This window comes from Luteolibacter arcticus (assembly GCF_025950235.1).
Lineage (GTDB): Bacteria > Verrucomicrobiota > Verrucomicrobiia > Verrucomicrobiales > Akkermansiaceae > Haloferula > Haloferula arctica.
Genome location: NZ_JAPDDT010000001.1, coordinates 983,493 through 1,009,567 on the forward strand (window position 1 = coordinate 983,493; position 26,075 = coordinate 1,009,567).

A 26,075-nucleotide genomic window follows, 5' to 3' on the forward strand; every position below is an offset into this window, starting at 1 on the left:
ACGAATGGGAGATCTATGGAAGTCCCTCCCAATATTGTCGGCCCCGAGTTGCTCAGGCCTTAATGTATGCGAAAAAGAACGTCTTCCGAGGGCGAGAGTGACCTCCGCCCGTCAATAGCTACTGCTCCTACTGCCACCGCCAATTCAGCACCACCTCGATGTCCGGGTGCAGGCTGTGATGCACAGGACAGCCATTCCCCGTGTTCTCTAACATCCGCCGCTCCGGATGATCCGCCGGTAGCGGCATATCGAGATCCACTTCCAGCTTGGCAATGCGCCGCGGCGTCTCGGTGGTCATATACTTCCTTACCGCGACCTTCAGCCCTTCGAGCGGGATCTCCTTCCGCTTGGCGACGATGCCCATGACGGTGGCCATGCAGACCCCCAGTCCGGTGGCGACGAGATCGGTGGGAGAAAAGGATTCACCGCGGCCATTGTTATCCACCGGCGCATCGGTTTCGAGCGTGGTGCCGGACGGAACGTGAAGGGCGGAGCAGTGGAGGTCGCCCTGGTAGTCGATCTTGATTTCAACCATCGGTAGTGGTGCCGTTTTCGGCAGGCGAGGTTTCGGGAATCGGCGGCACCTTGGCAAGCACGACGCGGAAGCCGTAGATGCTGTCACGAAATTCCTTCGGCTGGGTATTGCGGGCGCCGATGTAGAGGTTCTGCGGCTGATAGGTATTCCAGCCTCCGCCGCGCAGCACGGCGGAGGGAGAGGTCGGGCTGTAGTTGTCCGAGACCCATTCATGGACATTGCCGCAGAGGTCGTAGATCCCCAGGGCATTGGGCTGAAAGGAGCCGACCGGCGCGGTCTTCTCAAAGCCATCGTTGTAGCCGGGGATCACGCGCTCGGCGCGCAAAATGATCGAGGCCGTGGCATCGGCGAGGTTGCCGACCTTCACGCCACCGACTCCCGGCGGCCATGCAGCCCCCCACATGAAAACCTTGGCTCGGAGGGTGTCCCGCCTCGCCGGCGAAAGCTCGATCGGCTCCTTCAGATCGGCCATCAGGCTCCACTCGTAGTCCGTGGGCAGGCGGTACTCGTGGACCTGCGTCAGGCGTTCCTGCTTGCGCTCGACCTCCGTGAGCCACGCGCAGAAACTCTCGGCATCCTCGCGGGAAACGAACACGACGGGATGATCCGGCCCTTGTTGGAAGTCCGTGGAAGGATTCGGCAGGTTGCGGGCGCGGACGAAGGCGTCGTAGTCCTTCACCCGCGTTTCCCAGATGGAGGCCATGAGATCCGCGCCGAGCGGGACGAACTTCATGCCGAGCCCGTTCTCCCACGGCTTCTCCATCACCACGCTGTTGTTGAGCTGGAGCTTCAGGTGGAGTTCCAGCGTCTCATTCGACTTGAGGGTCACCTTGCGGGACAGCGGCTTGTAGCCTTCTAACAAGACCAGCAACTCATAGCCCGCGGGCCGCAAGGGGTCGGAGGTGAGCGGGCCATTGGTCAGGCCGATGCTGCTGTTAAAGGCGGAGTCAGCAGCCTTCAGGAAGACCTCCGCACCGGCAGGCTCGGTGGTGAGCACGATCTTGGCGAAAGGGATCGGCTCCACGCGACAACGGAAGGGCCGGAAGTTCTCCTTGCGGGCACGCTCGCTCAGGCCGGTGTTTGAGAAAGTCACGTCCATCAATTGGCGGCCCTGGTGATTCACCGTGAGGAAGCCCGCCTGTATCCCGGTTTCCGCGAGCCACCAGCAGAACGCCTGGGCCTCCCCCTCGCTGGTCACCACGACCTTGCGCTTGATGCCGTCTTCCTCGACCTCGACAAATTCGGCCACATCCGCAGGACGCTCCTTCGCCGCGCGATAGCGCTCCCATTCCTCCTGACCCACCGGACGGCGGCTTTGGTGCCCCTCGCCCACCGGACCGTAGCGCTGCCCGAGATGATCGACCCACGGCTCGTTCGGCTGGGGTGGGGAAAAGATCTTCAGCTCCGCTTCTAACAAAAGCGGCTCTTCCGATGCGGACTCAGGCACCTCGGCCTGCAAGCTGGCAGGCGCGAAGCCTTCCTTCTCAAGCCGGAATGAAACCTGTTCGCCGACGTGGGAGGAAATGAGGTCGGTCGGAGTGGTCCCCAGGATCTCCCCGCTCGAGTCGATGACCACCGCGCCCTCGGGCCGGCTGTTGACCTTGATCAGCGCGCGGGCGGGCGGCTTCTTCACCTCTCCGCCACCCGTGGGGGGCGGAGTTCCACCTCCCACTTCTGGCAGGAGATTCGCGAACTGGTTGGAAAAGCTCATCCACGGGCTGCCCTTGAAGGCTTCCCACGTGCCGAAAACGAGTGCCGCGGCCGTGAGGACGGTCGCGAAAAACGCGCCCACCGGACGACGGCGCTTGCGCCGTTTCCCCTCCTGCAAGCGGCGCAGCGCATCGGCGAGGTCGCCCGCAGTGGAGACGCGGCGCTTGGAAAGCTGCGGTTCGCAGATGTCGCAGATGATCTGGTTGAGCGCGAGCCAGCGCTTGCGCTCCGGCTTCGGCGGCATGTCGTCCGGCAGTTCCGGGAAATCCATGCGATCCTTGCCGCTGGCGATCTCGTAGAGAACTTTGCCGAGGCTATAGACATCCGCCTGCGCCGAACCCGGGCCCTCCGGCGGAACGAAGCCCTCGGTGCCGACAAAGGTCCGCTGGCCACGGGTGGCGACCAGCCCGATATCGGCTAACTTCGCCTTCCCTCCGACGAAGATCACGTTCGCCGGCTTCACGTCGCGGTGCGCCAGGCCATTGTCGTGGAGATGGCGCAGCGATTCCGCCAGGCGCACGCCGACATCGATGCAGAATTCGGTGTCGAGGCGCTTGCCCGGGACGCGTTTCACGTCGCTGCGCAGAGTGCGCGCCTCATACTCGATGGGATTGATGTCGCGCCCGGTGAGCACGTCATCCCCCAGCTCCATCACGTAGTAGTAGAAGGAGACACCATCGGTGCTGCGGCCGACGTGGAGGATATTGACCAGCCCCGGGTGATCGCGGGACATCGGCTCGAACTTGAGGATGCCCTCGAATTCACGCTCGAAGCTGCGCTCGTCCTCGAAATCCTCACGCCAGACGACCTTGACCGCACGCAGGGCACCGGTCACGCCTCGTGCGAGCCAAACTTCACCGTAGGCCCCGCCGCCGATTTTCCGCAGGACCTCGTGGTCGGGAATGACCGGATCAGGGCGCGGCCTATTCGTCGGCATCCTCCTCCAGTCGAGCGAGTTCCTTTTTCAAGACAGCCCCCACGCGATGCTTCGCAAGGTACACCTGGGCCATGCTGACATTGAGGTGGTCCTGGACCTTCTTCGCGTCCCACTGGCGGACGACGTAGCAGTCGAAAATCTGGTACTGCTTGGGCGACACCTGTGCTTTCACACGGGCTAAAGCGGCGTCGGCGACGTTCTTTTTCCATTCCACGTCCCAAAGCCGGGAAAGCATGTCGCCTTTCGGGTCCTCGAAGCGGTCGATGACTGCGGTCTTGCGGTCGTCCTCCCACTCGCCGCCCGCCATCGCGGTGTCCTTCTTGCGCTTGCGGAACTGGTCGTTGATCCGCCAGCGGGTCATGTTCATCAGCCACGTCTTGAAGGAACCTTGCTCGGGGTCGTAGAGCTTCTTCTTGGACTGCTTGGCGATGGAAAGGACGGTCTCCTGCACGCAGTCGTGAGCCTCGTCCGGACGCAGGCCGGCCTTGATGGCAACGGCGTAGATCAGCCGCCAGTAGGTCTGATAGAACTCATCCCAGGTCTTCTGGTCTTCCCAATTGTCCAGCCGCGCGATCAGGCTCTTGCGGGTCTTCTCGTAGGCTGCGGCGAGCACTTGGTCGCGCTCCTTGTCGTACTCTTGGTCGGACATCGGCTCCCCCTTACCATACCCGATCAAGGGTGTCTTTCACGGAGTTCGCGAGCCTCCACGGCCGTAGGGAATTTTGTTCGTGGCGGGAGATAGTTAAGAAAACTTAAGGATCAATCTTGGCATTTACAGAGCGTTCGCGGGCGGCATAGCCTCTGCTGCTGTTTATTGCTTTCTCCTTTCCGGAATCACCCCCGCCGGATCACCCACGGAGCGAGTCCCCCCATGCCCCCCGCCCCCCCCGACATTAATCCGTCACGCCAAGTCGAACGGATCCGCGAGATACTCGTGGGCCGACAGATGGACTGCGTCGAACGCCGCCTTGACCGGTTGGAAGCGAACTTGCGCCCCATGCCCACCGAGGCCGGGGGAGATGTGTTCGAAATCCGGCTGGATTCCTTTGAAAAGCGGCAGAACGAGAAGTTCGCTGCCCTTCGCGACGAGATCGACGCCGAGAAGGCGCGCCGTGTCGAAGAGACCCACCGCCTTGCGGGCCAGATCCAAGCCGCGGCGCGCAGCCGGGCGGATTCCGGGCTCGAGGCGCAACTGGAGTTGGAACAACGCTTCACCCGCTGGCTGGATCAATGGAACCAAGGATTCCGCCAGTATCTCCACCAACGCGAAGAACACTTGATTGCAGAACTGCGGGGCGAACTGGACAAGACCCGCGAGTGGGTGAATTCGAAGGTCGAGACCTCCGACCGCGGTCGCTCCGACCAAGCTCACCTCCAGGAGTCTTTCCTGCAACTGGCCAACGCCGCCCGGGCGATCGCCGAAGCCGCCGCGCTCCAAGCCGGCCAACCGGAAGGTGGTGAGCGATGACCACCGCCATTCCTCCCCTGCCCGCGCCGCTCGAGGGCATGTCCGGCCATTCGACGCGACCGGGCCTTTCCGTTGAAAGCCTGCCCGTGCCGGGCAGTCCGCAGCCGGAGGCCCCCCGCCGCATACCTCTGCCGGAGCTGGGCAACTTCGCCCGCTTCACTGCCGAGGACATGCCGGTGCCGCCAAAAACGCCGCCGATGCCAAGCCCTCCGGTGGATTTCACCGACGAGGACCTCCGCATTGCGATCGCCCCTCTCGTGGCCGGGGCCATGGCCGGTGAATCCTTCCGCGACGATGCCTCACTGGAGGCAATGCTGCGCTCGACCTTCCGCCGCGCCCTGGCCGAGCACCACGGTGGCCCTTTTCAGCCACCGGGGGTCAGTCACCGGGCCCTGTGGCGCTTGCAGGCGCTCTTCACCAGCCGAAGCTACGACGAAATCCTCTCCGACAAGATCCGCCGCTTCCATGTGGAGGAGGTTTATCTGCTCGATCGCGACAAGCTCTCGCTGATCTCCTACGCCAGCTCGGATCCCGTGCGTCACGCCCATCCGAGGAAGGTTGGCTCGTTCGCGCGCCAGCTCGCGCTGCGGGTGCGGGACGAATCCGGCGCGCTGCTGCTCGGCTTCGAATTGGGCGAAGGCCGGCGCACGCTGGTCCGCTGCGGGCAATACTGCCTCTTGGTTGCGGTCATTCGCGGCGACGTGAACGATCTGGTCAAAGCCGACCTCGATTTCGCCCTCAAGCGGGTCGAAACACGCTACCGGAGCGAATTCGTGCAGGGCCACCCCCTGCTGCAGGAATTGCAACCATTGTTGGAGGAATGCCTGCTGATCCACTCGCCCGCCGGGCCTGCCGCCACGTAAGTTCTTTCTTACAGGGTACTCGTCCCTTGACCGTGGGGGGCTTGAGCCCTACGCAATCCCCGCACACATGGGATTTGACACACTAGGCCTCTCCGAAGCCGTTCTCGAAGCCGTAACGGAGTCGGGCTACGAAAACCCCACGCCGATCCAGGCCCAGGCCATCCCGCTGATTCTGGAAGGGCGCGACGTGATCGGGGCCTCCCAGACCGGCACCGGCAAGACGGCGGCGTTCGCGCTGCCCACGCTGAGTAAGCTCAAGCCTCTCGGTAAGCCGCAGATCCTGGTGCTGGAGCCGACCCGCGAGCTCGCCCATCAGGTGGCCGAGCAATTCGAGAAATACGGCAAGCACACCGGCCTGAAAGTCGCCCTGCTCTACGGCGGCGTCGGCTTCGGCGATCAGCTCAAGGCCCTTCAAAACGGTGCCGACATCGTGGTCGCGACTCCCGGCCGCCTGGTTGACCATTTCTACCGTGCGACCATGCGCTTCAACGAGGTGAAGACCTTGATCCTCGACGAGGTGGACCGCATGCTCGACATGGGCTTCCTTCCACAGGTCCGCAAGATCGTGAACCTCTGCCCGTGGGAAGGCCGTCAGACGCTCTTCTTCTCGGCCACCATGCCGCCGGCGATTCAGACCTTCGCCCAGTGGTGCCTCATCAACCCGATCAGCGTGGAAATCGCCCGCCGCGCGGTCGCCTCCACCGTCACCCACGCCTTCTATCCGGTCTCCATGGACCAGCGCGACGACCTGCTCATCGCGCTGCTTAGCAAGACCGACTACCACTCGGTGATGATCTTCACCCGCACCCGCAAGGAGGCCGACCAAGTGTGCGCGCTCATCAAGCGGGATGGCGGCCACGAGAAGGTCGCTGCGATGCACTCCGACATCAGCCAGGTGGACCGCATGAAGGCCCTCGCCGGTTTCAAGAGCGGTGAGTTCGAAGTGCTCGTCGCCACCGACGTCGCCGCGCGCGGCATCGACATCTCCGGCGTCTCCCACGTCATCAACTACCGCGTCCCGGAAAACGCCGAGGATTACGTCCACCGCATCGGCCGTACCGGCCGTGCCGAGGCCGAGGGCGACGCCTTCACGATCCTCACCGCCGACGAACTGGAATACGCGAAGTCGGTTGAGATCTACGTCGACCAGAAGATCCCGCGCCGGAAGCTCGAGGGCTTCGATTACATCTACACCGCGCTCCTCGACGACTCCCCTTCCAAGCCGATCCGCAAGAAGCCGATGGGCGGGAAGAAGAAGCGGAGGTAGTTCCAAATGTTCCTCTCGAAGGACGAAGGCTTTGTGGCTGCGCTCGAGAACCCCGAGCTGCTCGAAAGTCGTCTTGCTTCGCTGACCAAGGACCGGCGCAGGGCGCTGGTCCTCCACTGGTTCGCGACCGCGGTGTTCTTCTTTACCTTCTTCGTGGGAATTGGTGTTTACATGAAGAGTCGGGAGGTAGGTCCGATGGCCTTTGTCGTTCCGCTGATGGTGTCCATGAGCGTTCAGCAGTTGGCCACGGTGGTCTCCGCGCAGAACGAGCTTCGCACCCTGCTCATGTTCAAGAAGCTTCGCAACGAAGGCCACTCCAGCTAACAGAGTTCTCATGCGCATCCTCGCCCTCGGCCCTGCTGAAAAGCAGCGTTGATTCCCGCGCCGAGACGAGCGAAACTCCGCCATGGCGACGACAGTCGATTTGGAAACCATGACCACTGCCGACAAGCTCCGGCTCATGGAGGACATCTGGCAGGACCTTTCCGCGCAGAAGAACGAAATTGTTTCGCCGGATTGGCATGGCGATGTCCTCGCAGAGAGAGAACGTCTCACCGCGTCCGGCGAGGAAAAGTTCATCCCTTGGGACTCGGCCAAGAAACAACTGCGCGATGAGTTGACGTGAGAATCGATGTCCAGCCATCGGCGCTGCGCGATCTTCGTGAAGGCTTCCGTTTCTACGAAGGGCAAGAGACAGGGCTAGGTGCCTACTTCCTCGATTCCTTGTTTTCCGATATCGATTCCCTCCAGCTTTTCGCGGGCATTCACTCCATCCACTTCACTCGCTTCTACCGCCTGCTTTCAAAGCGCTTTCCCTACGCAATCTACTATCAACTGGAGGATCATACGGCACTCGTCCGTGCTGTTCTGGATCTCCGGCGGGATCCCAAATGGATTGAGCGGAAGCTCAAAGGCTTGTTCTAATCCATGCGTGTCCTCGCCATTGACCCCGCGGTGCGAAATACCGGCTATGCCGTCGTCGAGGGCGACGGGCATAAGGCGGTGGCGCTCGCATTCGATGTGATATCAATCCCCGATCGCCTGCCGCAATCAGCCGCATTGGCCGCGGTCCGCACGCACTTGCGGAATGTGATCGAGAAGCACCAGCCTGACGAAGTGGCGGTGGAAGGAATCATCTACGTGCAGTCGCATCGCACCGCCATCTCGATGGGTGCCGCACGCGCAGCTGCGCTCATCGCCGCAGCCGACGCGGGCCTAAGGGTGTATGAGTACGCACCGATGAAGGTGAAGATGGCCGTCACCGGCAAAGGCAGGGCGGACAAGCAGCAGGTCGCCTTCATGGTGCGGGCGCTGTTAGGACTTCCCGAAACGCCACCGCACGACGCGGCGGACGCATTGGCCATCGGCCTCGCGCACCTACAGGCGTCCGATCCGCTCAAGGCAAAAATGCTCGAACGACGTCAGGTATGATTCCCAAGCTGCATGTAGTCCCGGCTTTAGCCGGACTTATTCCCGACCACTATTGTCCGGCTGAAGCCGGAACTACGTACATCGTAATTCGAGGCGCATGAGAACCATTCACCTCGGCTCCGGCATTGGCTATGAAGACGGCCTGAAGAGACAGGACGCTGCCGTGGACGCATTGCTCAACGGTTCCGGGGAAGAAACGCTCTTCCTGTTAGAACACGCCCCGGTTTACACCATCGGCCGGCTTCGCGACCAATCGTCGCTCCGGGACCCCTCGACTCTCCCTGCTCCGGTCTTCGAAACCAACCGCGGCGGCCAGGCGACCTACCACGGCCTTGGCCAACTCGTCGGCTACCCGATCCTCGACCTGCGCGAGCGAAACCGCGACCTCCACGCCCACCTCCGCGGCATCGAGGAAGCGCTCATCCTCACCTGCCATGACTTCGGCATTCCCGCCGGCCGCCGCGAAGGACTGACCGGCGTGTGGGTCGAGAACCGCAAGCTCGCCTCGATCGGCGTGGGCGTACGGAAGTGGATCTCCATGCACGGCTTCGCGATTAACATCACGCCGGAGTCGCTGCTGCCGTTCTTCGCCATCACGCCATGCGGGATCGACGGCGTGATCATGAGCAGCGTGGCCCAGGAAGCTCGCAAGCCGGTGACGGTGGACGAATTCGCCGCAGCCTTTGTCCCCCAATTCGAAAAGCTGTTCGCGCGAAGCTGACGTCGCCCGTCAGACCTTCATCACTTCCTTCTCCTTCGCCGCGACGACTTCGTCGATGACCTTGACGTACTTGTCGGTCAGCTTCTGCACCTCGGTCTCGTGATCCTTCTGGCCGTCCTCGGTGAGGACGTTGTCGGCCTTCATCTTCTTGGCCGCGTCCATGCCTTCCTTGCGGCTGGAACGCACACGGACCTTGGCTTCCTCGGCGATCTGCTTGATGAGCTTCACCATCTGCAAGCGACGCTCTTCGGAAAGTTCCGGGATCGGGATGCGCAGCGAAATACCGGCAGCGGCGGGATTCAGGCCGAGGCGCGATTCACGGATCGCACGCTCCACATCCTGAGTCGTGGCGGGATCGAACACCTTCACCTCGAGCAACCTCGCTTCCGGCGCGGTGATCATCGCAAGCTGCTTGAGCTTCATCGTGCTGCCGTAGCTGTGCACGTGCACGTCGATGTTTTCCACGAGGCCAGGCGAAGCCTTGCCGGTGCGTACCGTGGCAAACTCGTGTTGCAGGTACTCCACGGCCTTTTCCATGGCATCTTCGGTCTCTAGAATAGCGGTTTCCGGGTCCATTGCGGATGGTAGAAAAATTCAGGCGGCCACGGTCTCCTCGCCGTTGACCAAGGTGCCGATCGACTCGCCGCGCAGCGCACGGGTGATGTTGCCCACTTCCCCAAGATCGAAGATCACGATCGGGATGTGATTGTCCATGCACAGGCTGAACGCCGTGGCGTCCATCACCTTGAACTGCTTCGAAATGCAGTCGTGGAAGGAAACGCGGGAAAACTTCTTGGCGTTCGGGTTCTTTTTCGGGTCCGAATCGTAAACGCCATCGACCATGGTGGCCTTGAAGACGACATTCGCGCTCATTTCGCTGGCCCGCAGCGCGGCGGTCGTGTCGGTGGAGAAGAACGGGCTGCCGGTGCCGGCGGCAAAGATCACCACGCGGCCTTCGTTGAGGTGGCGCTCGGCCTTCCGTCGAATGAAGGTCTCGGCGACGTTCTTCATCTCGATGGCGGACTGAACCACACAGGGCACACCGTGGTGCTCGAGCGAGCCTTGAAGTGCGAGAGAGTTCATCACCGTGGCCAGCATGCCGACGTAGTCCGCAGTGGCGCGATCCATGCCGCGGGCGCTGGCGGAGGCACCGCGCCAGAAATTACCGCCACCGACCACGATGCCGAGCTGGACATCACCGGGAGCCAAGGCCTCCCGGACTTCGCGGGCGATTCGCTCGACGATCTCCGGTGAGATGTTGTCGGTGCTACCGGGTTCGCGGAGGGCTTCCCCGCTCAGTTTCAGGATGGCTCTTTTATAGCGGGGAGGGGACGAACTCATTCGATGGCTGGCGTTGCGCGATCCAAACAGGCTGCCGCGGCTTTTGAAAAGGCAAAAGGCGGTTTCACTCGCCGCCAAGCTTGTAGGTCGTCTCCAAGTCCTTCAACGAAGCGGTGCCATCATCCACGCCCGCAATGGCAACTTGCACTTGGAGCGGCTCCGACTGCGGCCGCTGATAGTCTTCCAAGGTCTTGCGGATCGCGACGAGCGCGAGCTTCAACACCTGCCGGGCAGTGAGGTCCACGCCTTCCGGCACGGCGAGCTGCGAAACGTTCAGCGCCACGTGCAGGCCGTCCTCCTTGGTCTCCGCGGTGATCCCGATGTTGCACAGGACGAGCAGGTTCACCTCCTCGATCTTGTAGTTGGGATTGTTGGTCGGGAGTTTGTGCGGGCTGCGGATCGCATCCACGAGCACCTCTGGAAATGCCCCGGTCAGCGCCATCGGGCGGGCGGCCACCGTGGCCTGCAACGCCTCTCCGGTCTCGGTGATGCCTTCATCGACATCCGTCCCGTGCATGCTGAGCGGCTCGTGGACGGGCACCACGGAAATGGTCGTGGCCGCGAGGGGCACGGCAAGGGCAAGCAAGAGCAGCAGCGGTTTCACGGGCGACAGCATGCCCTGAAGCGCGGGAGAAACAAGGAGCCAGCGATCAGACAAACCGCGGCAAACTGCGCAGTCCCTTCACCCAGTCCCGCGCCGGCATCCGCCGCGAGCCATCCGGCTGAATGTCTCCGAGCACCAGAAAACCGTCCCCGCAGCCGACCCGGGCCTCGCCCTCCTCCACCGTCAGGACACCCGGTTCGCCCACAGTTCCCTGCCCTGCCTTTGCCGGGAAAATCTTCACGCGCTTGCCTTCGAAGGTCGTCCAAGTCCCCGGCCACGGCTCGTAGGCGCGGATGCGCCGGGCCAGCCGCTGCGCGTCCCACGTCCAATCGATCCGGCCGTGCTCGCGGTCCAATTTCGGAGCGTAGGTCGAAAGTTCGCTGTCCTGCGGCGTCCGCGTTGCAGATCCGTCCAAGATCCCCGGCAATGCCTGGGCCAAGGCCTCCGCCGCCACATCCGCCATCCGGTCGTGCAGCGAGCCACCCGTCTCCTCGTCGCCGATGGGCGTCGCCAGCGCATGAATGATGTCGCCGGCATCAAGCTTCGGCACCACGTGCATCACCGTGATTCCCGTCTCGGCATCGCCTTCGTCGATTGCCGCTTGCAGGCAGGAGGCCCCGCGGTGCCGCGGCAAAAGCGACGCGTGCAGGTTGATGCAAGCCACCCGTGGGATGGCGATCAGCGCCTTCGGCAAGATCTGCCCGTAGGCCATCACCACGATCACGTCCGGCGCGAGCGCGCGCAGCTCGTCCAAGCTCGCCTCATCGCGCACGCTTTCCGGCTGGAGGACCGGAATACCCGCCTCCAAGGCCACCCGCTTGATCGGCGGTGGCGTGAGGTCGCGATGCCGCCCCGCCGGTTTGTCCGGCTGCGTCACCAGCGCCAAAGGCCGGGGCCCGTCCGCGATCAACCGGCGGAATGCAGGGATCGCGATCTCACCGCTGCCAAAAAACACCACCCGGACTTCCGCACCGCTCATACCACCACCTTCGCGGTTTCCTGATAGATCGGCAGCGATACCACTTTGGAAATGATGTCGTTCAGCACCTGCACCGGCGGATGCGTCGCATCAATGTCAGTCACCAGCGCCGGCGAGTAGTATTCCAAGATCGGCTTCGTTTCTGCCTCATAGGTCGCGATCCGCTGGGCGATCACGCGGTCGGAAGCATCATCCATCCGGTTGTCCTTCAGCGCCCGCTTGCGCATGCGCCGTGCGAGTTCCTCGCGATCCGGGCAGGAAAGATGGAAGACCTGATGGATCTCCAAAAACTCCGAGATCATCTCTGCCTGCGGCACATTGCGCGGGATGCCGTCCAGCACCAGGAAATCGATGTCCGGCTTGTAGACGTGCGACTCGCGCCAGTTGTCCACCTGCGCCTTCCACAGCTCGATCGTCAATTCGTCCGGCACCAATTCGCCGCGGCTCGAGTAGTGCACGAAGCGCTGCCCGAGCGGCGTGCGGGTGTCGAGCGAGCGGAAAACATCCCCGCAGGCGCAGTGGAAAAAGCGCGGGATCGAGCCGAGGACTTTTCCTTGGGTTCCTTTGCCCGACCCCGGCGCGCCGAGGATCAGGAAAGCGGGGCGTTTGATATCGACTGCCTTCGACATGAGACGCGTGACATAGGCACCGCGGCTAGCCGCAGCAAGCGCTATGTGGCACTCGAAAGCAGCCAGAAAACCGGGAACGGTGCCACCAACGCCACATCTGCCAGGACTCGCAGCGCATCCATGGAGAAGCGCTCGCGCTGGCGGTTCAGCACGAACAACAGCGCCGCCGCAATCAGGACCGCATAGAAAAACGGCCGTCGCGTGGTCTCCTCATCCATCCCCGCCGACAGGATGCAGGCCGCGCCCAACACCGCCAGCGGCAAGGTCAGCGCCAACTCATGCGCCGCCTGAAAGTCCTGGTCCCGCGACTGCCGCGACTGCTCCCAGAAGTGAATCGCGGAAATATTCACCGCGCACAGCAGGGCGAAGCACAGCATCTCCCGGGACTGGAACAGGTGGAATACCCCCTCCGAGCCGATGTGCAAGTGAGCGAGCATCGCCGTGCCGAAGGAAAAGGTCACGCCAGCGAGGAGGTTCCGCAGGTGGGGGATCTCCGGATTTCCCGCGGACGCCAGGTTCAAGGAAAAGAACACGAAGGTCAGGATCCCCGCCGGCAGGAGGTAGCCGATTTCCATCGGCAGACCGATCAATCGGAACGGCAGCACGAAAAACGCCATGAACACCGAGCCCGCTAATGCCGCCAATGCCAGCCAGCCGAGCTTCTTCTGGTGCCGCTTCACGAATGCGTGCCGCGGTCCCAGCCGCGGATCGTCCGAGTGCAACAGCTTCACATCCAGCAAGCGGTCCACCACGTAGATCACCCAGACCGCCAGCCCGAGGGCCAGATAGTTCTGCCACTCCAAGTATTCCACCCGCCACACCCGGGCAAACATCCCCAGCCACACCATGGCGACGATCGGTGCGTCCAAGCTGAGCAAATTTGGCCAGAGCCAAAGGGGTATGCGGCGATCCGCCATTCGGGAGCGCCGGAACTTTCGCGACCCGGCCGCCCTTGGCAAGCCCCCATCCGCTGCTTTTCCCATCGCCAAGCCGCCTGCGCCCATGCTGCCTTTCCGCCCGTGACCATCGGGGACTGCCGCTTTGCTGCCATCGACTTCGAGTCCGCGGGTGCCGCCCGCGGCCGCACCGATGTCCCGGTGCAGGTTGGCCTCGCCACCTGGTCGCCCGCCGCGGGCCACGGCGAGCGCTTCATGTCCTACCTCGCCTCGGACGCCCCCATTACCTGGTCCGCCCGCAAGGTCCACGGCATCCGTGATGAAGACCTCCACGGAGCCCCCCCCCTCCTCGCCCTGTGGCCCCAAATGAAAAAGCACCTCGCCGGGGCGGTCGTCGTTGCCCACGGCAAGGGCACCGAAAAGCGCTTCCTGCGGGCCTTCCCCGGTCATGGCTTCGGCCCGTGGGTCGATACCCTGCTGCTGTCCCGCGCCGCGTGGCCGGACTTGCCCGACCACTCCCTCTCCGCCCTCTGCGAAGGCTGCGGTCTCGCTCCGGTCCTCGAATCCCACCATTCCGGCGGCCGTTGGCACGATGCTCTCTACGACGCCCTCGCGTCCCTGTTGCTGCTTGAGCACCTCATCGCCCACCACGACCTCGCCGGACGTCCGCTCGATACCCTGCTCCGGCCGGACACCGCCACTTGGCACCGCCTCAGGCGCTAGCCTGGCTCTCCGTAGGCGCGGTGGTGACACCGCGGAAGCCACCGGAAAAGCGATCTTCACCCATGCTTCCCTCGGTCTCACAGATGACCTGCCCGGCTCCGCTCTTGATTCCCGCTCCCCCCGCCTCCCATGCTCCGCCGCATGCCGAGCGTGTATGTCGATCTGGGGGAGCGGTCCTATGAAGTCCGCGTGGAAAACGGCCTGCTCGCCCGCGCTGGCGACGCCATCCGCTCCGCCGGCCTCTCCGGAAAGGCCGCCGTCATCACCGATGAAACCGTCGGCCACTTCCATGCCGCCGCCCTCACCCAGGCGCTGATCGCCCAGGGATTCACTCCGACTCTGCACACCCTCCCCGCCGGGGAAGCGTCGAAGTCCATGGCGCAGGTCGATGCCGTCTGTTCCTCCCTCGCCGCCGCCGGGCACGATCGCCGCTCGTTTGTCATTGCCCTCGGTGGTGGAGTTGTGGGCGACCTCGCCGGGTTCGTCGCTGCCGTCTTCTACCGCGGCATCCCTTTCGTCCAAATCCCCACCACGATTGTCGCGCAGGTCGATTCCTCGGTCGGCGGCAAGACCGGCGTCAACCTGCCGGAGGGCAAGAATCTGCTCGGCGCCTTCCACCAGCCGCGGCTCGTCATCGTCGATCCCGCCGTGCTCGCAACCCTGCCCGGCCGCGAATACCGTGAAGGCTTTGCAGAGGTCATCAAGCACGCTGCCATCCGCGATGGCTCCATGCTCGCCGAGATCGCCGCGCTCGACCCCGCCACCCGCGAAGTCCCGGCCGACCTCATCGCCCGGAACATCGCCATCAAGGCTCGCATCGTCGAGGCGGACGAATACGAGACTCTCGGCCTGCGTGCCCTGCTCAACCTCGGCCACACCATCGGCCACGGCATCGAAGCCGCCGTCCCCTATGGCGACATGCTCCACGGCGAAGCCATCTCCCTCGGCCTGCGCGCCTCCCTCTTTCTCTCCGAAAAGCACGCTGGCCTTTCTCCAGACACTTCGCGGGAGATCCTCGCGCTCTTGAAAAAGTTCGAACTCCCGCTCGTGCTCGACCATACCATCTCCGGCGAACGCGTGTTAGAGAAACTCGGCCGCGACAAGAAGTTCGAAGCCGGCAATATCCGGTTCGTCCTCCTCCGCGCTCCCGGCGATGCCTATCTCAGCGACCAAGTCACGCCGGAGGATCTGGCGGAAGCAGTGGCGTATTTGCGCATCGGCTGCTAACGCCGGAACCGCCGCAAGCCGAAGCCGGGACGACGATGATCATGCCGGAGCACCCACACGCGGATCGCTCCCTCGTGGAGATCGTAGAGCAGGTGGTAAGGAAAGCGGTCGAAATTGCAGCGACGTAGTCCGCTCGCATCGAAGTGAAAGAACTTCGGATGGCTCCGCATTTTGGAGACTCCGATCTGGAACTCCGCGAAGAAGTCGTCCCCTAACTCCGGCGAAACCTGATAGTATTTCTCCAGAATCGCATCCAAGTCGCCTTGGACCCGTCGATGGAACCTAAGCTCCACGGCTCTTCAACCCAGCGACCAATTCCTCGAAGGTGATCCACACTGACGGATCGGTATCCGCTTCCCGACGGCGGGCTTCCACCTCCTCGTCGCTCACCTCGTAAACCGGTGATTCCAAGCTCCGCAGCAAGCGAGAAGCCAAGGCGGCTCGCTGCTCCTCGCTGAGCTTTGCGGTTTCCGCTTCGATTTCTTCGAGCTTCATCGTGGAGAACCTACCCGAAGCGGTCCCGGCTTGCCACGGGATTCTCCGCCTAAACCGCTTCCGCCGAGTAGATGCTCGCAACGCCACAAGTGAGCGGACTGGCCTGCGCATCGCGGAAGCCTTGGACTTCGATAAGCGTGCACATCTCCTTCCCCATCGGGAACTCCTCGATGGAGCCGCCGAGGTATTCGTAGGCATCCTTTTGGCCAGTGAGGTAGCCGGCCATCTTCGGCAGGACGTTGTGGAGATACCAGCGGTAGGGCTTTCTCATCACACCTTCCGGTAGCGAGAAGTCGAGGACAAGGATGTGCCCGCCGGGTCGCAGAACGCGGCGCATTTCGCGGATGGCGGCGGCGTAGTCGGCCATGTTCCGCAGGCCGAAGGCAACGGTGACAACGTCGAACTCACCGTCTTGGAACGGCAGCGCAAGGGCATCGGCGACGAGGGTGCGAGAGAGACCCCGGCGGCTGGCGTGGGCGAGCATCTCCGCACAGAAATCACTGCCAGTGACCTCGGCATCAGGACAGGAGTCTTGAATCTCAAGGGCGAGATCGCCGGTGCCGGTGGCGACGTCGAGGACGCGTCGCGGCTGCCATGCGCGAACGATGCGGGCGACCTTGCGCCGCCACAGGATATCGGTGCCCAGGCTGAGGACGTGATTGGTGGTCACGTAGCGGTCGGCGATGCGCGCGAAGGCTTCGCGGACATACGACGGGTCTTGAATGGTTCCGGCACCCACAGCCTGATCGGTACGCTGGATTGCGGGACTGCCAAGTCCCGAGTCGGATTCATTTGGACAAATGATGCCCCGCTGCTGAACCCGAGGGACATTGACACCCGCCGCGGCCTCACATGACATGCCTAGTGTGACCCGTCCCCTCTATCTTGCTCTACCCCTGCTCTTCGCCACCCTTTCTCCGGCGGCTGGGGACGAGACCAGCGAGCGGATCGAGGCCATTCTCTCAAAGCTGACGCTGGAGGAAAAACTCGGCCAGCTCCGGCTGGTGGATGGCCACGCAGGAGGTGGTTGGAAGCCACAGCACATGGCGCTGGCCCAGGCCGGCGTGCTGGGCGGCACCTTCAACGTCCGCGGCACCGGTCCGACCAGCGAGATGCAAAGGGCGGCGCTCGCGACGCGGCACAAGATCCCGCTCGTCTTCGCCTTCGACGTGATCCACGGCTACCGCACCATCTTTCCCGTGCCATTGGGCGAGGCCGCGAGCTGGGATCCGGATCTCGCCGAGCGTTGCACGGCAGTGGCTGCCAAGGAGGCCCGCTCGGCGAACGTCTCGTGGACCTTCGCCCCGGTCGCCGATATCGCCCGTGACCCACGCTGGGGCCGCATCGTCGAAGGCTCGGGAGAAGATCCCGTGCTGAGTTCCGCCTTCACCGCGGCGCGGGTCCGCGGATTCCAAGGTAAGGACATTTCCGCGCCGGATCGCATGATGGCTTGCTTGAAGCACTTCGCTGGCTCGGGCGAAGCCGAAGGCGGCCGCGATTACAACTTCGCCGATGTCTCGGTGAGAGCGCTGCGCGAGACCCATTTTCCGCCTTTCCTTGCCGGGCTCAAGGCCGGTGCCGGCTCGATCATGCCATCGTTCAGCGCCATCGATGGCGTGCCCGCGACGTCGAATCCCTGGCTGCTCCAGGATGTGCTGCGGAAGGAGTGGGGCTTCGGAGGTGTCGTCGTCTCCGACTACGATGCCGTCGGCCAATTGGTGAATCACCGCGTGTCCCCGGACTGGCCCGAGGCCGGGCAGATCGCGCTACGGGCGGGCCTCGACATGGAGATCTGGGGCAGTTGCCTGATGCAGGCCGAGGGGCTGCTGGACGATGCCGCGGACCTGAAGCTGGTGGACGATGCCGTGCGACGGGTCCTGCGCATGAAGTTCCAGCTCGGGCTTTTCGACAAACCATTCGGCGACGCCGCACGAGAGAAGGAGGCAATCCTTCACCCTGATCATCTCAAACTCGCGCGCGAAGCCGCGGCAAAGTCGTGCGTGCTTCTGAAGAACAGCGACAATACCCTGCCCATCCCGCCGACCGCGAAGAAGATCGCCATCGTCGGCCCCATGGCAGATGACAAGGCAACGCTGTTAGGGAGTTGGACCGGCGACGGCCGACCGGAAGATGCAGTGACTCTTGTGGAAGCCGTCCGCCAGCGCCTGGGCGACACCGGGACGGTCATCCATAGCTCGGCGGGATCGACTTCCGGCTTCAGCTTTCGCAAGCCATCGGATGGCGTCGAGGCGGCCAAGGACGCGGACTACGTGCTCGTAGTCATCGGCGAAGCTGGCGACATGACCGGCGAGGCAACCTCAAAGAGCTCGCTGGACTTGCCGCAGCCCCAGCTCGATCTGGTGCAGAAGGTCCACTCGCTCGGCAAACCCTATGCCGTGATCCTGATGACCGGGCGTCCGCTCACCGCCACTTGGCTCGCGGAGACTTGTCCCGCGATCCTGCTTTCATGGTATGGCGGCACCATGGGCGGACCGGGAATTGCCGATGTCCTGTTCGGCGACGTGAACCCATCCGGCAAACTTCCGGTCACCTTTCCGCGCAGCGTGGGGCAGATCCCCTTGACCTACAATTCCACGCCGACATCTCGCCCCCTCGTCGAAAGCGACAAGTGGACTTCGAAATACACCGACATCAAGAACAGCCCGCTGTGGGCGTTCGGTCATGGGCTGAGCTACACCAGCTTCCAGATTTCCCCGCCGCTGTTAGAAACGCGGACCGTTCCGCGCGACGGGAGCGTTCGCTTCCAAGTCTCGGTGACGAACCAAGGCGAGCGGGACGGCGACGAAGTCGTGCAGGTATATATCCGCGACGAAGTCTCGCTCGTCACACGCCCCGTGAAGGAGCTGAAGGCGTTCAAGCGCGTCTCCGTGCCGGCGGGCAAGAACGTCGTCGTGGACTTCGAGATCCCGGCGAAGGACCTCGGCTGTTGGACGCCGCAAGGGAAATACCTCATCGAGCCAGGAACCTTCACCTTGATGACCGGCGGAAACTCCACCCAGGTGAAAACCGCTAGCTTCAGCCTGGAGTAATCACTTCGCAGGCGCGGGCATCACCAGCGGCATGCCGTCGATGTCCGGCTCGATCTTCCCGCCGTCCTTCACTAACAGCCTCGGCGCAAATCCCGCGGGAGCGCCGAAGACCGACAGCGCGGTCGGGCCCTTGGTATTCACGTAAAAGGCCTCGATCGTGTAGGTGCCCTTCTTGAGCTCGACCTCGCCGAAGAGTTGACCATAGGTGCCCATGCGATCCGGATCCTCGGTGTGCATCGTGTCGCCTTCGATCTGGCCGCGATACGTGGTGTCGCGAACGAAGCGCAACCACTTCTGATCTGCGATGCGCAAGGCGGCGCGGTTGTCGGAGTGAATGCCGATGTGATAGAGGCCGTCGCGCGGGATCACGAGTTCCGCCTGTGCCATCACCACGAACTGGTTCTGACCGCCGGGCGCGTCACCGGGCAGCTCCACAGGGTTCGGAAATTCCACGTCACTCGCCGCACCGGAGTCGATGTAGTTGATCTTCTCCACCCCCTCCACCGTCACCGCCGGGGCGCTGTCGGGAAGCGACATCCCGTCCTTCAGAAACTCCATCGGCTTGGCCCCGGCTGGCAGATCCCTGCGGATCACCGCCCACCCCTTGCTGCCTACGCCAGGCCAGGCAAGGTCACCTGCCGCCTTGTGGCCGGGGACGCGCCACTGGTCGGTCGAGCCATCCAGCGTGTGCTCGCCGGGTGCCGCGAGCATCTGGATCATTCCGTCGAAGATGCGGTTGCCCAGGAACACCTCGACGGTGCTTTCGCCAGCCGGCAAGTCGATCACGCCGATCGCGCAACCGTCGCCCGACTCGCACTCGAAATAGAGCGTCTCGGCATCCAAGGGATCAATGCCACCGAGCCCGGTCGCCGACTTCCATTTGTGGCCGGGAAAGCGCACCGCGAAGTAATCGTCACCGTGGACGTTGATGCTCCAGGTTCCCGGCTTGTCCAGCTTCACCTTGGCCACATGCAGCGCCGCGCAAGGTCCCATGATCATGGGGAAAGCCGGATTGTCCTTAATCTCCGCCCAACCGCCGGCGAAGAAGCTGCCACGCTCGACGTGATAGTTCATTCGCGACAGGCGGTGGACGGCACCTTGGCTCGGAGCCATCGCTTGAAAGTCCCTCACCATCGTCCAGATGCTGAAGGTATCCAGTCCCACCACACTGACCGCCGACCACGGCCCCTCGCCCAGCACCTCTCCTTTCGAAAAATCGACCGACCATTTCTCCGGCAGCACGCGCTCGATCTTGATCGCTCCGGGCACCGGCTCGGGCGAGCGGGTTTCCCATTCGATCATCGACGCGTGCCGGGCCTCCGTCTGGCCATCGGCTCCATTCGGCCAATCCGCCCATCGGCCGGACGATTCCATCGCCACGGCGTCTTCGCCCATCGCGTTGAATTCATTAGGCTCCGGACTGCGCCACGCGCTGAAAGTGGAAGGCTCTCCCGTGAGCCAGCGCCAACCGTTTTCACGATCGCTGCCTGCTTCCTTTGCACCGCGCTTCTCGCTGTCCGTCAGGCCGATCCAGATGTAGTGCCCCTGCACCTTTTGATAAACGAACATGTTCTCCGCCGCGCTGCCAATGCACACGAGATGACCCGCCTTTCCGGTCTTTCCTAGCGGGTCGACGCTGCGCTCGGCCGCCGACTGGGCCTCCGTCCAGCTCATCGGCACGCTCACCGTCTTGTAGAGGTTCCATGTCCCTCCGGGACCGAAAGGCGCGGTGAAGAGCGTGCCGTCCGGCCAGCCTGCCTGTAGCGCGGCGGGAGCAAGGGCAAGACCTGTCAGCAAGAGCGAAAGTCGATTCATAGGTTTGCGGGCGGATGGATGGGTTCCGCCGGCGGACTGATAAGTTCCAAACCGGGTTGATCCATCGAAACAACAACAGCAGACCGCGTGGCCGTGCCAAGAACTCTCTCGGCCAGCATTTCCCGTCAGGTCGCGAAATCGCTCACCTTCCAGCTTTCGGCCGTTTCTGGGCACCGAGGGCCGGTCCTTGATCGGCGGGCAACGAGCCATGCCACTCCACCGCGGCCTTCGAGAGACGCGCGACGATCTCCGGCTGTTTCCCGGCGAGGTCCGTCCCTTCCGCAGGATCCGCGGCCAAATCGTACAACTGGCTTTGCGAGCCGTCATAGTCGCACAGCAGTTTCCAGTTCCCCTCCCTCACCGCGAGGTCGGGTTGGCGGCGGGCCGGTTCGCCAGCGACCTTTCGATCGGGCGGCCGACGCCAGAACACCGGCGCTTTCCGGGACGCCTCGGACTTACCTAACAAAGTCTCCGAAACATCTTCTCCATCGAACGCAACACCCTCCGGTGCGTCCGCATTGGCGAGCTTGAGCAACGACGGGGCAAGGTCGAAGGCGGCGAAAACCGAGCGATCATTCAAGCTGCCGTTCTTGTCCGCCGCGATCCAACCTGGTGCCCACACGATGAGCGGCGAGCGGATCCCACCCTCTAACAAGGTCCCCTTCGACCCGCGGAAAGGCCCCGCAGATCCCGCACCGGGTTCCGGTCCATTGTCGGAGCAGATCAGCACCACGGTATTGTCTCGCAGCTCCGGCGTTGTGCGCAGGTGGTCGAAGAGCTTGCCGAGCTGGCGGTCCATGTTTTCCAAGACGGCCAGGTATTGAGGGCGCTTGCCCTTCTTCCACGACTCCACCGGCGGCCAGAAGGGCGAGTGGACATCGTCCGGCCAGAGATTGATGTAAAAGGGCTTCTTCTCCTTCACCGCCGCGTCGATGAACGGGATCGCCGCATCCACGAACCCGCCGGTGATCTCGGAGCGGAGCATCCAGGTGACCGGCTCACCGAGGCGTTCCGCATCCTGCCAAATCTTTCCGGGCTCCTTGTCGCCGGGCTTGAGGGTCAGCGGCAACAGCTTTGGCCCCATCCCTTCGAAGTTCGTCAGGCTGCGGTCAAAGCCGTAATCAGTGATCGCCGGAGCATCGTCCACATCGCGCTGGCCGCCGAGGTGCCACTTGCCGAAGTGACCGGTGGCATAGCCTTTCTTCTGCAGGGAACGGGCGAGCACCGGAGCCTTCGGATCTAGCCACTGCGCCATGCCCCTGCGTTCGTTGGCAGCGCGGTTCTCTAGGAATGAAGTGATCTTCCAGCGCTGCGGATACTGCCCGGTAGTCAGCGCACAACGCGACGGCGAACAGATCGGCGAATTCACGTAAAACTGCCGGAACCGCAACCCCTCGGAGGCGAGGCGATCAATATGGGGTGTGGTGGCCTCCTTGTTGCCGAAGCACGAAAAGTCCCCCCACCCCATGTCGTCGATCAAGACCACGACGATATTCGGCGGCGACTTCGCGACGGCAAAAGTGGAAAGCAGAAGGAGCAAAAGCAGCGGGCGCAGGATCATGGGCAAAGCGAGCAGACGATTCACTCCTACCATTTTTCAACGGCTCGTCATGTTCCGGATTTCATCGGATCGCCGCGGCGTGACTAACAGGGGATCTGCGCTGATTCCGCACTGCCCTGTCTGCGCCCTCGCCTTCACCCGAAGGCGGGGCGTCTTGCTTTCAGTCAATGCGCCAGTCTTTTCCAAGTCCAAGAGACTGCTTGCCCGCCTGGAAGACGGTGCGCTGCAAGTGCTCCGGACGGATGAAGGGATAGAGCGCCACTTCCGTCGGTGCCAGATCCGCCACGGTGAGCACCGGCAACTGCGGAATTCCGCCCGGTCCGCGGGCATAGGTTGCCCCCTTCTTCTCCAGCATCGCCGTGGCAGAAAAGATCCCGCCTTCATCGCCGACGATGATGTCCAGACGCACGCTATCTTGGGCGCGCAAGGTGAACCACTCCCCATGGAACAAGGAGGCAGCCGGCTTGCCCGGCACGTTGATGGCTCCCAGTGATGCCCGTCCCTCACCGGTGTATCCGACGTCAGAGGCATCGAGCACCACCTTGCCGTCGATTCCGACGACGAGGCAGTTGTCGCCCCAGCCGACCATCCGGTAGGTCCCCGCTTCAGTGACCTTCACGTCATCGGAATAGTGCGCGATCCACGAACCTGCCCCCGCCTCCGGACATTGGAAGGCCTTGCCGGCTTCAACATCGGGGATGCCCTTGAAGGCAAAGGTCTTCGCCACCAGCCGGGTTTGCGAGGTGAAGTGCTTGAACTTGCGTGGCGGTGCCCACCGGCTGCTCTTGGTAAACCCTCTGACGATCTCGGTGAAAACCGGCCGGTTGTAGGCCTTCACTTCGGTAGGCTTTCCTTTCGAGTCGCGCTTGAAGTCATAAAACGTGCCGACCAATCCGTCGCCGCCGGCACCTCCAAATGGATTGGTGGCAATGAACCCGCGACCATAGCCCGGCCCGCTTCCCGGCCCCGTGCCACTCCCGGTTCCCGTGCCGATGCCCGCGCCATGGCCACCACCGGCGCCCGTGCCACTCCCGGCACTCGCCGCTCCAGCCTCCATCGGCGAACTCAATTCCGGTAGTTCCGCAGTCGTGTCCGGCAAGGAGAAGGAGGCAGTGGTACTGGTGGACGAGATCCGCTTGTTGAATTGCGGCGAGGTCACCTGCTGGTGCACCCGTTGCTGGATCCGGTGAGCCACTTGGGAACCTTCGTTGCCGCCTCCTCCGCCCCCACCGGGCACGAACTGGACCGCCTCCGGGGGCGGCTCGATCCAGCGGACGAAAAAGAAAATCGCGAGGATGATAAAGAACGCGTGTAACAGCAGCGACACGGAGATCGCGGAACCACCCAATCTCTGCCACGCACTCCTCCGTCTTTCAGGCGCAACTCCGGTGATCGATGGTGTCAGTGGACTGGGCGCGGGCGGCGACTGGACCGTGGATTCGCGACGCTGCTTGAAAACCATCCCCCGAATCCGCTCCGGCGCGTCGGGCTGATTGACTGACCCGCTCTTGGAAGCCCCTGCCACCCGGGGTGCCTCCGGCACCTGCCCGGAAGCGGCAGGCAATGAACCACGACGGTGAGGAGGTGTATTCATGACAATTTATTCAATCTCGACACCTAACCAACGACAGGAAAAGTCGCAATCTTAGCCTATTTTTCGGCGAAAAGAATCTTTTAGAGCCGCGATCTGACTCCCATCAGGCTCCAACCATATGACATTTTTATCCATTACCCTGACGCCAGAACGGGGTATCGGCACGAAGAGCGGCAGGCTCGCCAGCAGTGTAGGCATAGCCGACGACCGCCCGGAGTCCGCGTCCCGCAGCCTTGACTTTTCTGCCCGGGCGGGAGCCATCTTGTATCTGTGATAACACTCCTCCCCTCCCCGAAACTTGTCGCTTTGTCGCTTATCATCATGGGTGGTCTCGCCCACGGTCAGCTTCCCGCAGAGCCGCTCAAGCTCGAGACGCTGACCACTTCCAAGGGCAAGACCTATAAGAACCTGACCGTTCGCGAGGTCACGCCTTCCAGCATCAAGATCATCCACGAAGGCGGCACTGCCACGCTCCCCTATGAAGAGTTACCCGTGGACCTCCGCAAGATGGTCGGAGGCTTCGATCCAGAGAAGGCGAAGAAACACCGCGCGGAAGAAGACAACAAACTGACCGCGCAGGAAAACCAACTCGAGCGCGAGTTGAGCAAGATCAAGAAAGAGGAGAAGGCAACCCCTTCCACGACGCCCTCGCCATCGAAGGACGCGCCCGCCTCCCCCGAAGCTCCGGGGAAAGCCCCTGCCGACAAGGGCGAACTCACCGCGCGCATCGTGGGTTACAAGACCGGCATCAAGCGGGTCGAGTTCAAGGCGCTGACCAACTGCGCCGCCCAGCTCAGGGTCAACAACGTGGTGCCCGACGGCCACACCGAAACCTTCGACGTGACCGCGAAGGTCCCCTTCACCCGCGAAGTCTGGGTTTACAACGACTACACCAGCGAGCTGCACACCCCGCAGGGCAAGCAGCTCGATAGTGAAGACAGCCGGCAGAAAACCGACACCGGCCGGTTTACCCCGACCAAGCTGAAATAGCAGCCGGGCGGATGGGCCGCCCCCTTACTGCTCGCGGGCGACGTGCCGTGCGACCAAAGCCGCACCGACCGCCTGCGACAGCTCGCCGAGCGTCGCCGGGACGATGCGCAGCGTCTTCTGCTGGGTGGGCCAGAGGTACTTGAGCGCGGTCTCGCGGATGCCGCCGAGGTAGCGCTCGCGGAATTCGACGGTGGTCGAATCGGGATCGATCAATCCGCCGCCGATGACGAAGCAACCGGGATCCACCGCCATCGAAAGCTCCGCGACCAGCAAGCCCATCGCCTTCGCCTGTAGATCGAACAGCTCCAGCGCCAGCGCGTCGCCTTCCTGAGCCAGACCGCGCAGCTTCAGCACCCGCTCCTTCTTGCCGAGGGAGGGATCGGCCAGCACGTGGCCGGGATAGCGAGGAAGGGCACGCTCCAGCAATCCCGGCAGGCCGGCGAGGCTGGTGTACATCTCGTAGCATCCCCAGTCCCGCCCGCAACCGCAGGTCAGGGCATCCGCACCGAGCAAATGGAGGGGCACGGCCAAGTGACCGGCCTCCATGCCTGCCAGCGTATCGCCATCGAGGGGCACGCCAGCGACATCGACATAGGCACCTCCAAGACCGGAGCCAGGGGCGAGCATCACCACGCTGCACGGGTCATTGCCGCGGGCGCGATGCGCTTCGGCGACGCCGCCGAGGTTGCCATCATTGCCCAAGGCAAGGGGCAGGATTTGGCCGGACTCACGCTCCAGCGCGACACGCAAGTCGTTCTCCACATTCCAGCCGTCAAACTCGGCGGGCAGGTTCGGCGAGGTATCGAGCACGCCATAGCTGCGGCGCGGCCCGGGCACGGCAAGCCCGACGCCTTCCACTTGCGACCACGCCAAGCCGTGTTGCGCGAGGAACTCGTTGATCGCGCCTATCCAGGCGGCGATCACCGCGGCAGTACCGCCTTCGGAGCAGGTGGGTCGCTGGAGCAGATCGCTGGGAAAGATCGAGCCGTCGCTTCGCACCGCCGCGATTTTCGACGTGGTCGCTCCGCTATCGATGCCGATGAAAATAGGGTCGCTCATGGGTAGGTTAGGTCGCCGCGACGCTAGGGAGCATCCCGCCGCCGAACAAGCCCGCCGCAGGCGAAATCCTGGCATCGCACCGGCCCCTCGGACGAGTTCCGGATGCGGCCGTTCCTAGCGCTGGTAACACTGCTTGCCTCAAGTCATCCATCCTGATGTCTTCCCCGCGGTCACATCATT

At 63.2% G+C, this 26,075-nt stretch carries 28 protein-coding genes; 12 read left to right on the forward strand and 16 right to left on the reverse strand.

Annotated elements, in window-relative coordinates; genetic code table 11:
- Positions 1-127: 127 nt before the first annotated feature.
- From OKA05_RS04090 to OKA05_RS04100, 3 genes are read right to left on the reverse strand one after another with little or no spacing between them, the layout of a single operon-like run.
- Entirely contained in the window at positions 128-535 is a 408-nt protein-coding gene (locus OKA05_RS04090; RefSeq protein WP_264485828.1) for an OsmC family protein, read from the reverse strand.
- Positions 528-3,182 (reverse strand): SUMF1/EgtB/PvdO family nonheme iron enzyme, encoded by a 2,655-nt coding sequence (locus tag OKA05_RS04095; RefSeq protein ID WP_264485829.1) that lies wholly within the window; start codon positions 3,180-3,182, stop codon positions 528-530. The genes OKA05_RS04090 and OKA05_RS04095 overlap by 8 nt, the downstream gene beginning before the upstream one ends.
- On the reverse strand, positions 3,169-3,831 hold the full coding sequence (locus OKA05_RS04100) for a sigma-70 family RNA polymerase sigma factor (protein WP_264485830.1): 663 nt from the start codon (positions 3,829-3,831) through the stop codon (positions 3,169-3,171). The genes OKA05_RS04095 and OKA05_RS04100 overlap by 14 nt, the downstream gene beginning before the upstream one ends.
- Before the next feature lie 348 nt (positions 3,832-4,179).
- On the opposite strand from OKA05_RS04100, the gene OKA05_RS04105 reads away from it, so the two are divergent.
- The 8 genes from OKA05_RS04105 (at position 4,180) to lipB (ending at position 8,932) form a co-directional block, all read left to right on the forward strand.
- Entirely contained in the window at positions 4,180-4,650 is a 471-nt protein-coding gene (locus OKA05_RS04105) for a hypothetical protein (RefSeq protein WP_264485831.1), read from the forward strand.
- Positions 4,647-5,513, forward strand: a complete 867-nt coding sequence (locus tag OKA05_RS04110) for a hypothetical protein (RefSeq protein WP_264485832.1) — start codon at positions 4,647-4,649, stop codon at positions 5,511-5,513. The genes OKA05_RS04105 and OKA05_RS04110 overlap by 4 nt, the downstream gene beginning before the upstream one ends.
- A gap of 67 nt (positions 5,514-5,580) precedes the next feature.
- The gene (locus OKA05_RS04115; protein WP_264485833.1) at positions 5,581-6,780 is read left to right on the forward strand and encodes a DEAD/DEAH box helicase; all 1,200 of its coding nucleotides are present in this window, start codon (positions 5,581-5,583) and stop codon (positions 6,778-6,780) included.
- A gap of 6 nt (positions 6,781-6,786) precedes the next feature.
- Positions 6,787-7,104: a hypothetical protein gene (locus OKA05_RS04120; RefSeq protein WP_264485834.1), complete on the forward strand. Its 318-nt coding sequence runs from the start codon at positions 6,787-6,789 to the stop codon at positions 7,102-7,104.
- Positions 7,105-7,186: 82 nt separating this feature from the next.
- Positions 7,187-7,405 (forward strand): addiction module protein, encoded by a 219-nt coding sequence (locus OKA05_RS04125; protein ID WP_264485835.1) that lies wholly within the window; start codon positions 7,187-7,189, stop codon positions 7,403-7,405.
- Positions 7,402-7,704, forward strand: a complete 303-nt coding sequence (locus OKA05_RS04130) for a hypothetical protein (RefSeq protein WP_264485836.1) — start codon at positions 7,402-7,404, stop codon at positions 7,702-7,704. Before OKA05_RS04125 ends, OKA05_RS04130 begins: the two co-directional genes overlap by 4 nt.
- A 3-nt stretch (positions 7,705-7,707) precedes the next feature.
- A complete protein-coding gene (gene ruvC / locus OKA05_RS04135) occupies positions 7,708-8,211 on the forward strand; it encodes a crossover junction endodeoxyribonuclease RuvC (RefSeq protein WP_264485837.1) in 504 nt (167 codons plus the stop codon).
- A gap of 97 nt (positions 8,212-8,308) precedes the next feature.
- Entirely contained in the window at positions 8,309-8,932 is a 624-nt protein-coding gene (gene lipB / locus OKA05_RS04140) for a lipoyl(octanoyl) transferase LipB (protein ID WP_264485838.1), read from the forward strand.
- 9 nt (positions 8,933-8,941) lie between these two features.
- Here lipB and frr read toward each other — a convergent pair whose 3' ends face one another.
- The 6 genes from frr to OKA05_RS04170 all read right to left on the reverse strand — a co-directional run bounded on the left by frr (position 8,942) and on the right by OKA05_RS04170 (position 13,354).
- A complete protein-coding gene (gene frr, locus OKA05_RS04145; protein WP_264485839.1) occupies positions 8,942-9,508 on the reverse strand; it encodes a ribosome recycling factor in 567 nt (188 codons plus the stop codon).
- Positions 9,509-9,526: 18 nt separating this feature from the next.
- Positions 9,527-10,273, reverse strand: coding sequence for a UMP kinase (gene pyrH, locus OKA05_RS04150; protein WP_264485840.1), 747 nt, complete (start codon positions 10,271-10,273; stop codon positions 9,527-9,529).
- 64 nt (positions 10,274-10,337) lie between these two features.
- A complete protein-coding gene (locus OKA05_RS04155; protein ID WP_264485841.1) occupies positions 10,338-10,877 on the reverse strand; it encodes a hypothetical protein in 540 nt (179 codons plus the stop codon).
- A gap of 46 nt (positions 10,878-10,923) precedes the next feature.
- A complete protein-coding gene (fmt, locus tag OKA05_RS04160) occupies positions 10,924-11,856 on the reverse strand; it encodes a methionyl-tRNA formyltransferase (RefSeq protein WP_264485842.1) in 933 nt (310 codons plus the stop codon).
- On the reverse strand, positions 11,853-12,485 hold the full coding sequence (locus OKA05_RS04165) for an adenylate kinase family protein (RefSeq protein WP_264485843.1): 633 nt from the start codon (positions 12,483-12,485) through the stop codon (positions 11,853-11,855). Before OKA05_RS04165 ends, fmt begins: the two co-directional genes overlap by 4 nt.
- A 41-nt stretch (positions 12,486-12,526) precedes the next feature.
- Positions 12,527-13,354 carry a hypothetical protein gene (locus tag OKA05_RS04170; RefSeq protein WP_264485844.1) on the reverse strand — a complete coding sequence of 276 codons (828 nt, stop codon included), beginning with the start codon at positions 13,352-13,354 and terminating at the stop codon, positions 12,527-12,529.
- 150 nt (positions 13,355-13,504) lie between these two features.
- Here OKA05_RS04170 and OKA05_RS04175 point away from each other — a divergent pair, with 150 nt between their 5' ends.
- Entirely contained in the window at positions 13,505-14,104 is a 600-nt protein-coding gene (locus tag OKA05_RS04175) for a 3'-5' exonuclease (RefSeq protein WP_264485845.1), read from the forward strand.
- 129 nt (positions 14,105-14,233) lie between these two features.
- Positions 14,234-15,331 carry a 3-dehydroquinate synthase gene (aroB, locus tag OKA05_RS04180; RefSeq protein WP_264485846.1) on the forward strand — a complete coding sequence of 366 codons (1,098 nt, stop codon included), beginning with the start codon at positions 14,234-14,236 and terminating at the stop codon, positions 15,329-15,331.
- Here aroB and OKA05_RS04185 read toward each other — a convergent pair.
- Genes OKA05_RS04185 through OKA05_RS04195 form a run of 3 tightly spaced genes read right to left on the reverse strand, consistent with a single transcriptional unit; the run spans position 15,328 to position 16,565 of the window.
- Positions 15,328-15,624: a type II toxin-antitoxin system RelE/ParE family toxin gene (locus OKA05_RS04185; protein ID WP_264485847.1), complete on the reverse strand. Its 297-nt coding sequence runs from the start codon at positions 15,622-15,624 to the stop codon at positions 15,328-15,330. The genes aroB and OKA05_RS04185 overlap by 4 nt on opposite strands.
- Complete coding sequence (locus OKA05_RS04190) at positions 15,614-15,826, reverse strand: addiction module protein (protein ID WP_264485848.1); 213 nt, start codon at positions 15,824-15,826, stop codon at positions 15,614-15,616. The genes OKA05_RS04185 and OKA05_RS04190 overlap by 11 nt, the downstream gene beginning before the upstream one ends.
- 49 nt (positions 15,827-15,875) lie before the next feature.
- A complete protein-coding gene (locus OKA05_RS04195) occupies positions 15,876-16,565 on the reverse strand; it encodes a ubiquinone/menaquinone biosynthesis methyltransferase (RefSeq protein ID WP_264485849.1) in 690 nt (229 codons plus the stop codon).
- A gap of 127 nt (positions 16,566-16,692) precedes the next feature.
- On the opposite strand from OKA05_RS04195, the gene OKA05_RS04200 reads away from it, so the two are divergent.
- Positions 16,693-18,876, forward strand: a complete 2,184-nt coding sequence (locus OKA05_RS04200) for a glycoside hydrolase family 3 N-terminal domain-containing protein (protein ID WP_264485850.1) — start codon at positions 16,693-16,695, stop codon at positions 18,874-18,876.
- On the opposite strand, the gene OKA05_RS04205 is transcribed toward OKA05_RS04200, so the two are convergent.
- From OKA05_RS04205 to OKA05_RS04215, 3 genes are all read right to left on the reverse strand, one after another.
- The gene (locus OKA05_RS04205) at positions 18,877-20,691 is read right to left on the reverse strand and encodes a lectin-like protein (RefSeq protein ID WP_264485851.1); all 1,815 of its coding nucleotides are present in this window, start codon (positions 20,689-20,691) and stop codon (positions 18,877-18,879) included. It abuts the gene before it with no gap.
- Positions 20,692-20,833: 142 nt separating this feature from the next.
- The gene (locus OKA05_RS04210) at positions 20,834-22,252 is read right to left on the reverse strand and encodes a sulfatase-like hydrolase/transferase (RefSeq protein WP_264485852.1); all 1,419 of its coding nucleotides are present in this window, start codon (positions 22,250-22,252) and stop codon (positions 20,834-20,836) included.
- A 160-nt stretch (positions 22,253-22,412) separates the two neighbouring features.
- Positions 22,413-23,579 (reverse strand): hypothetical protein, encoded by a 1,167-nt coding sequence (locus tag OKA05_RS04215; RefSeq protein ID WP_264485853.1) that lies wholly within the window; start codon positions 23,577-23,579, stop codon positions 22,413-22,415.
- A gap of 573 nt (positions 23,580-24,152) precedes the next feature.
- Between OKA05_RS04215 and OKA05_RS04220 the strand changes: the two genes are divergently transcribed.
- Positions 24,153-24,836 (forward strand): hypothetical protein, encoded by a 684-nt coding sequence (locus OKA05_RS04220; RefSeq protein WP_264485854.1) that lies wholly within the window; start codon positions 24,153-24,155, stop codon positions 24,834-24,836.
- Positions 24,837-24,860: 24 nt separating this feature from the next.
- On the opposite strand, the gene OKA05_RS04225 is transcribed toward OKA05_RS04220, so the two are convergent.
- The gene (locus OKA05_RS04225; RefSeq protein WP_264485855.1) at positions 24,861-25,895 is read right to left on the reverse strand and encodes an ROK family protein; all 1,035 of its coding nucleotides are present in this window, start codon (positions 25,893-25,895) and stop codon (positions 24,861-24,863) included.
- Positions 25,896-26,075 lie beyond the last annotated feature (180 nt).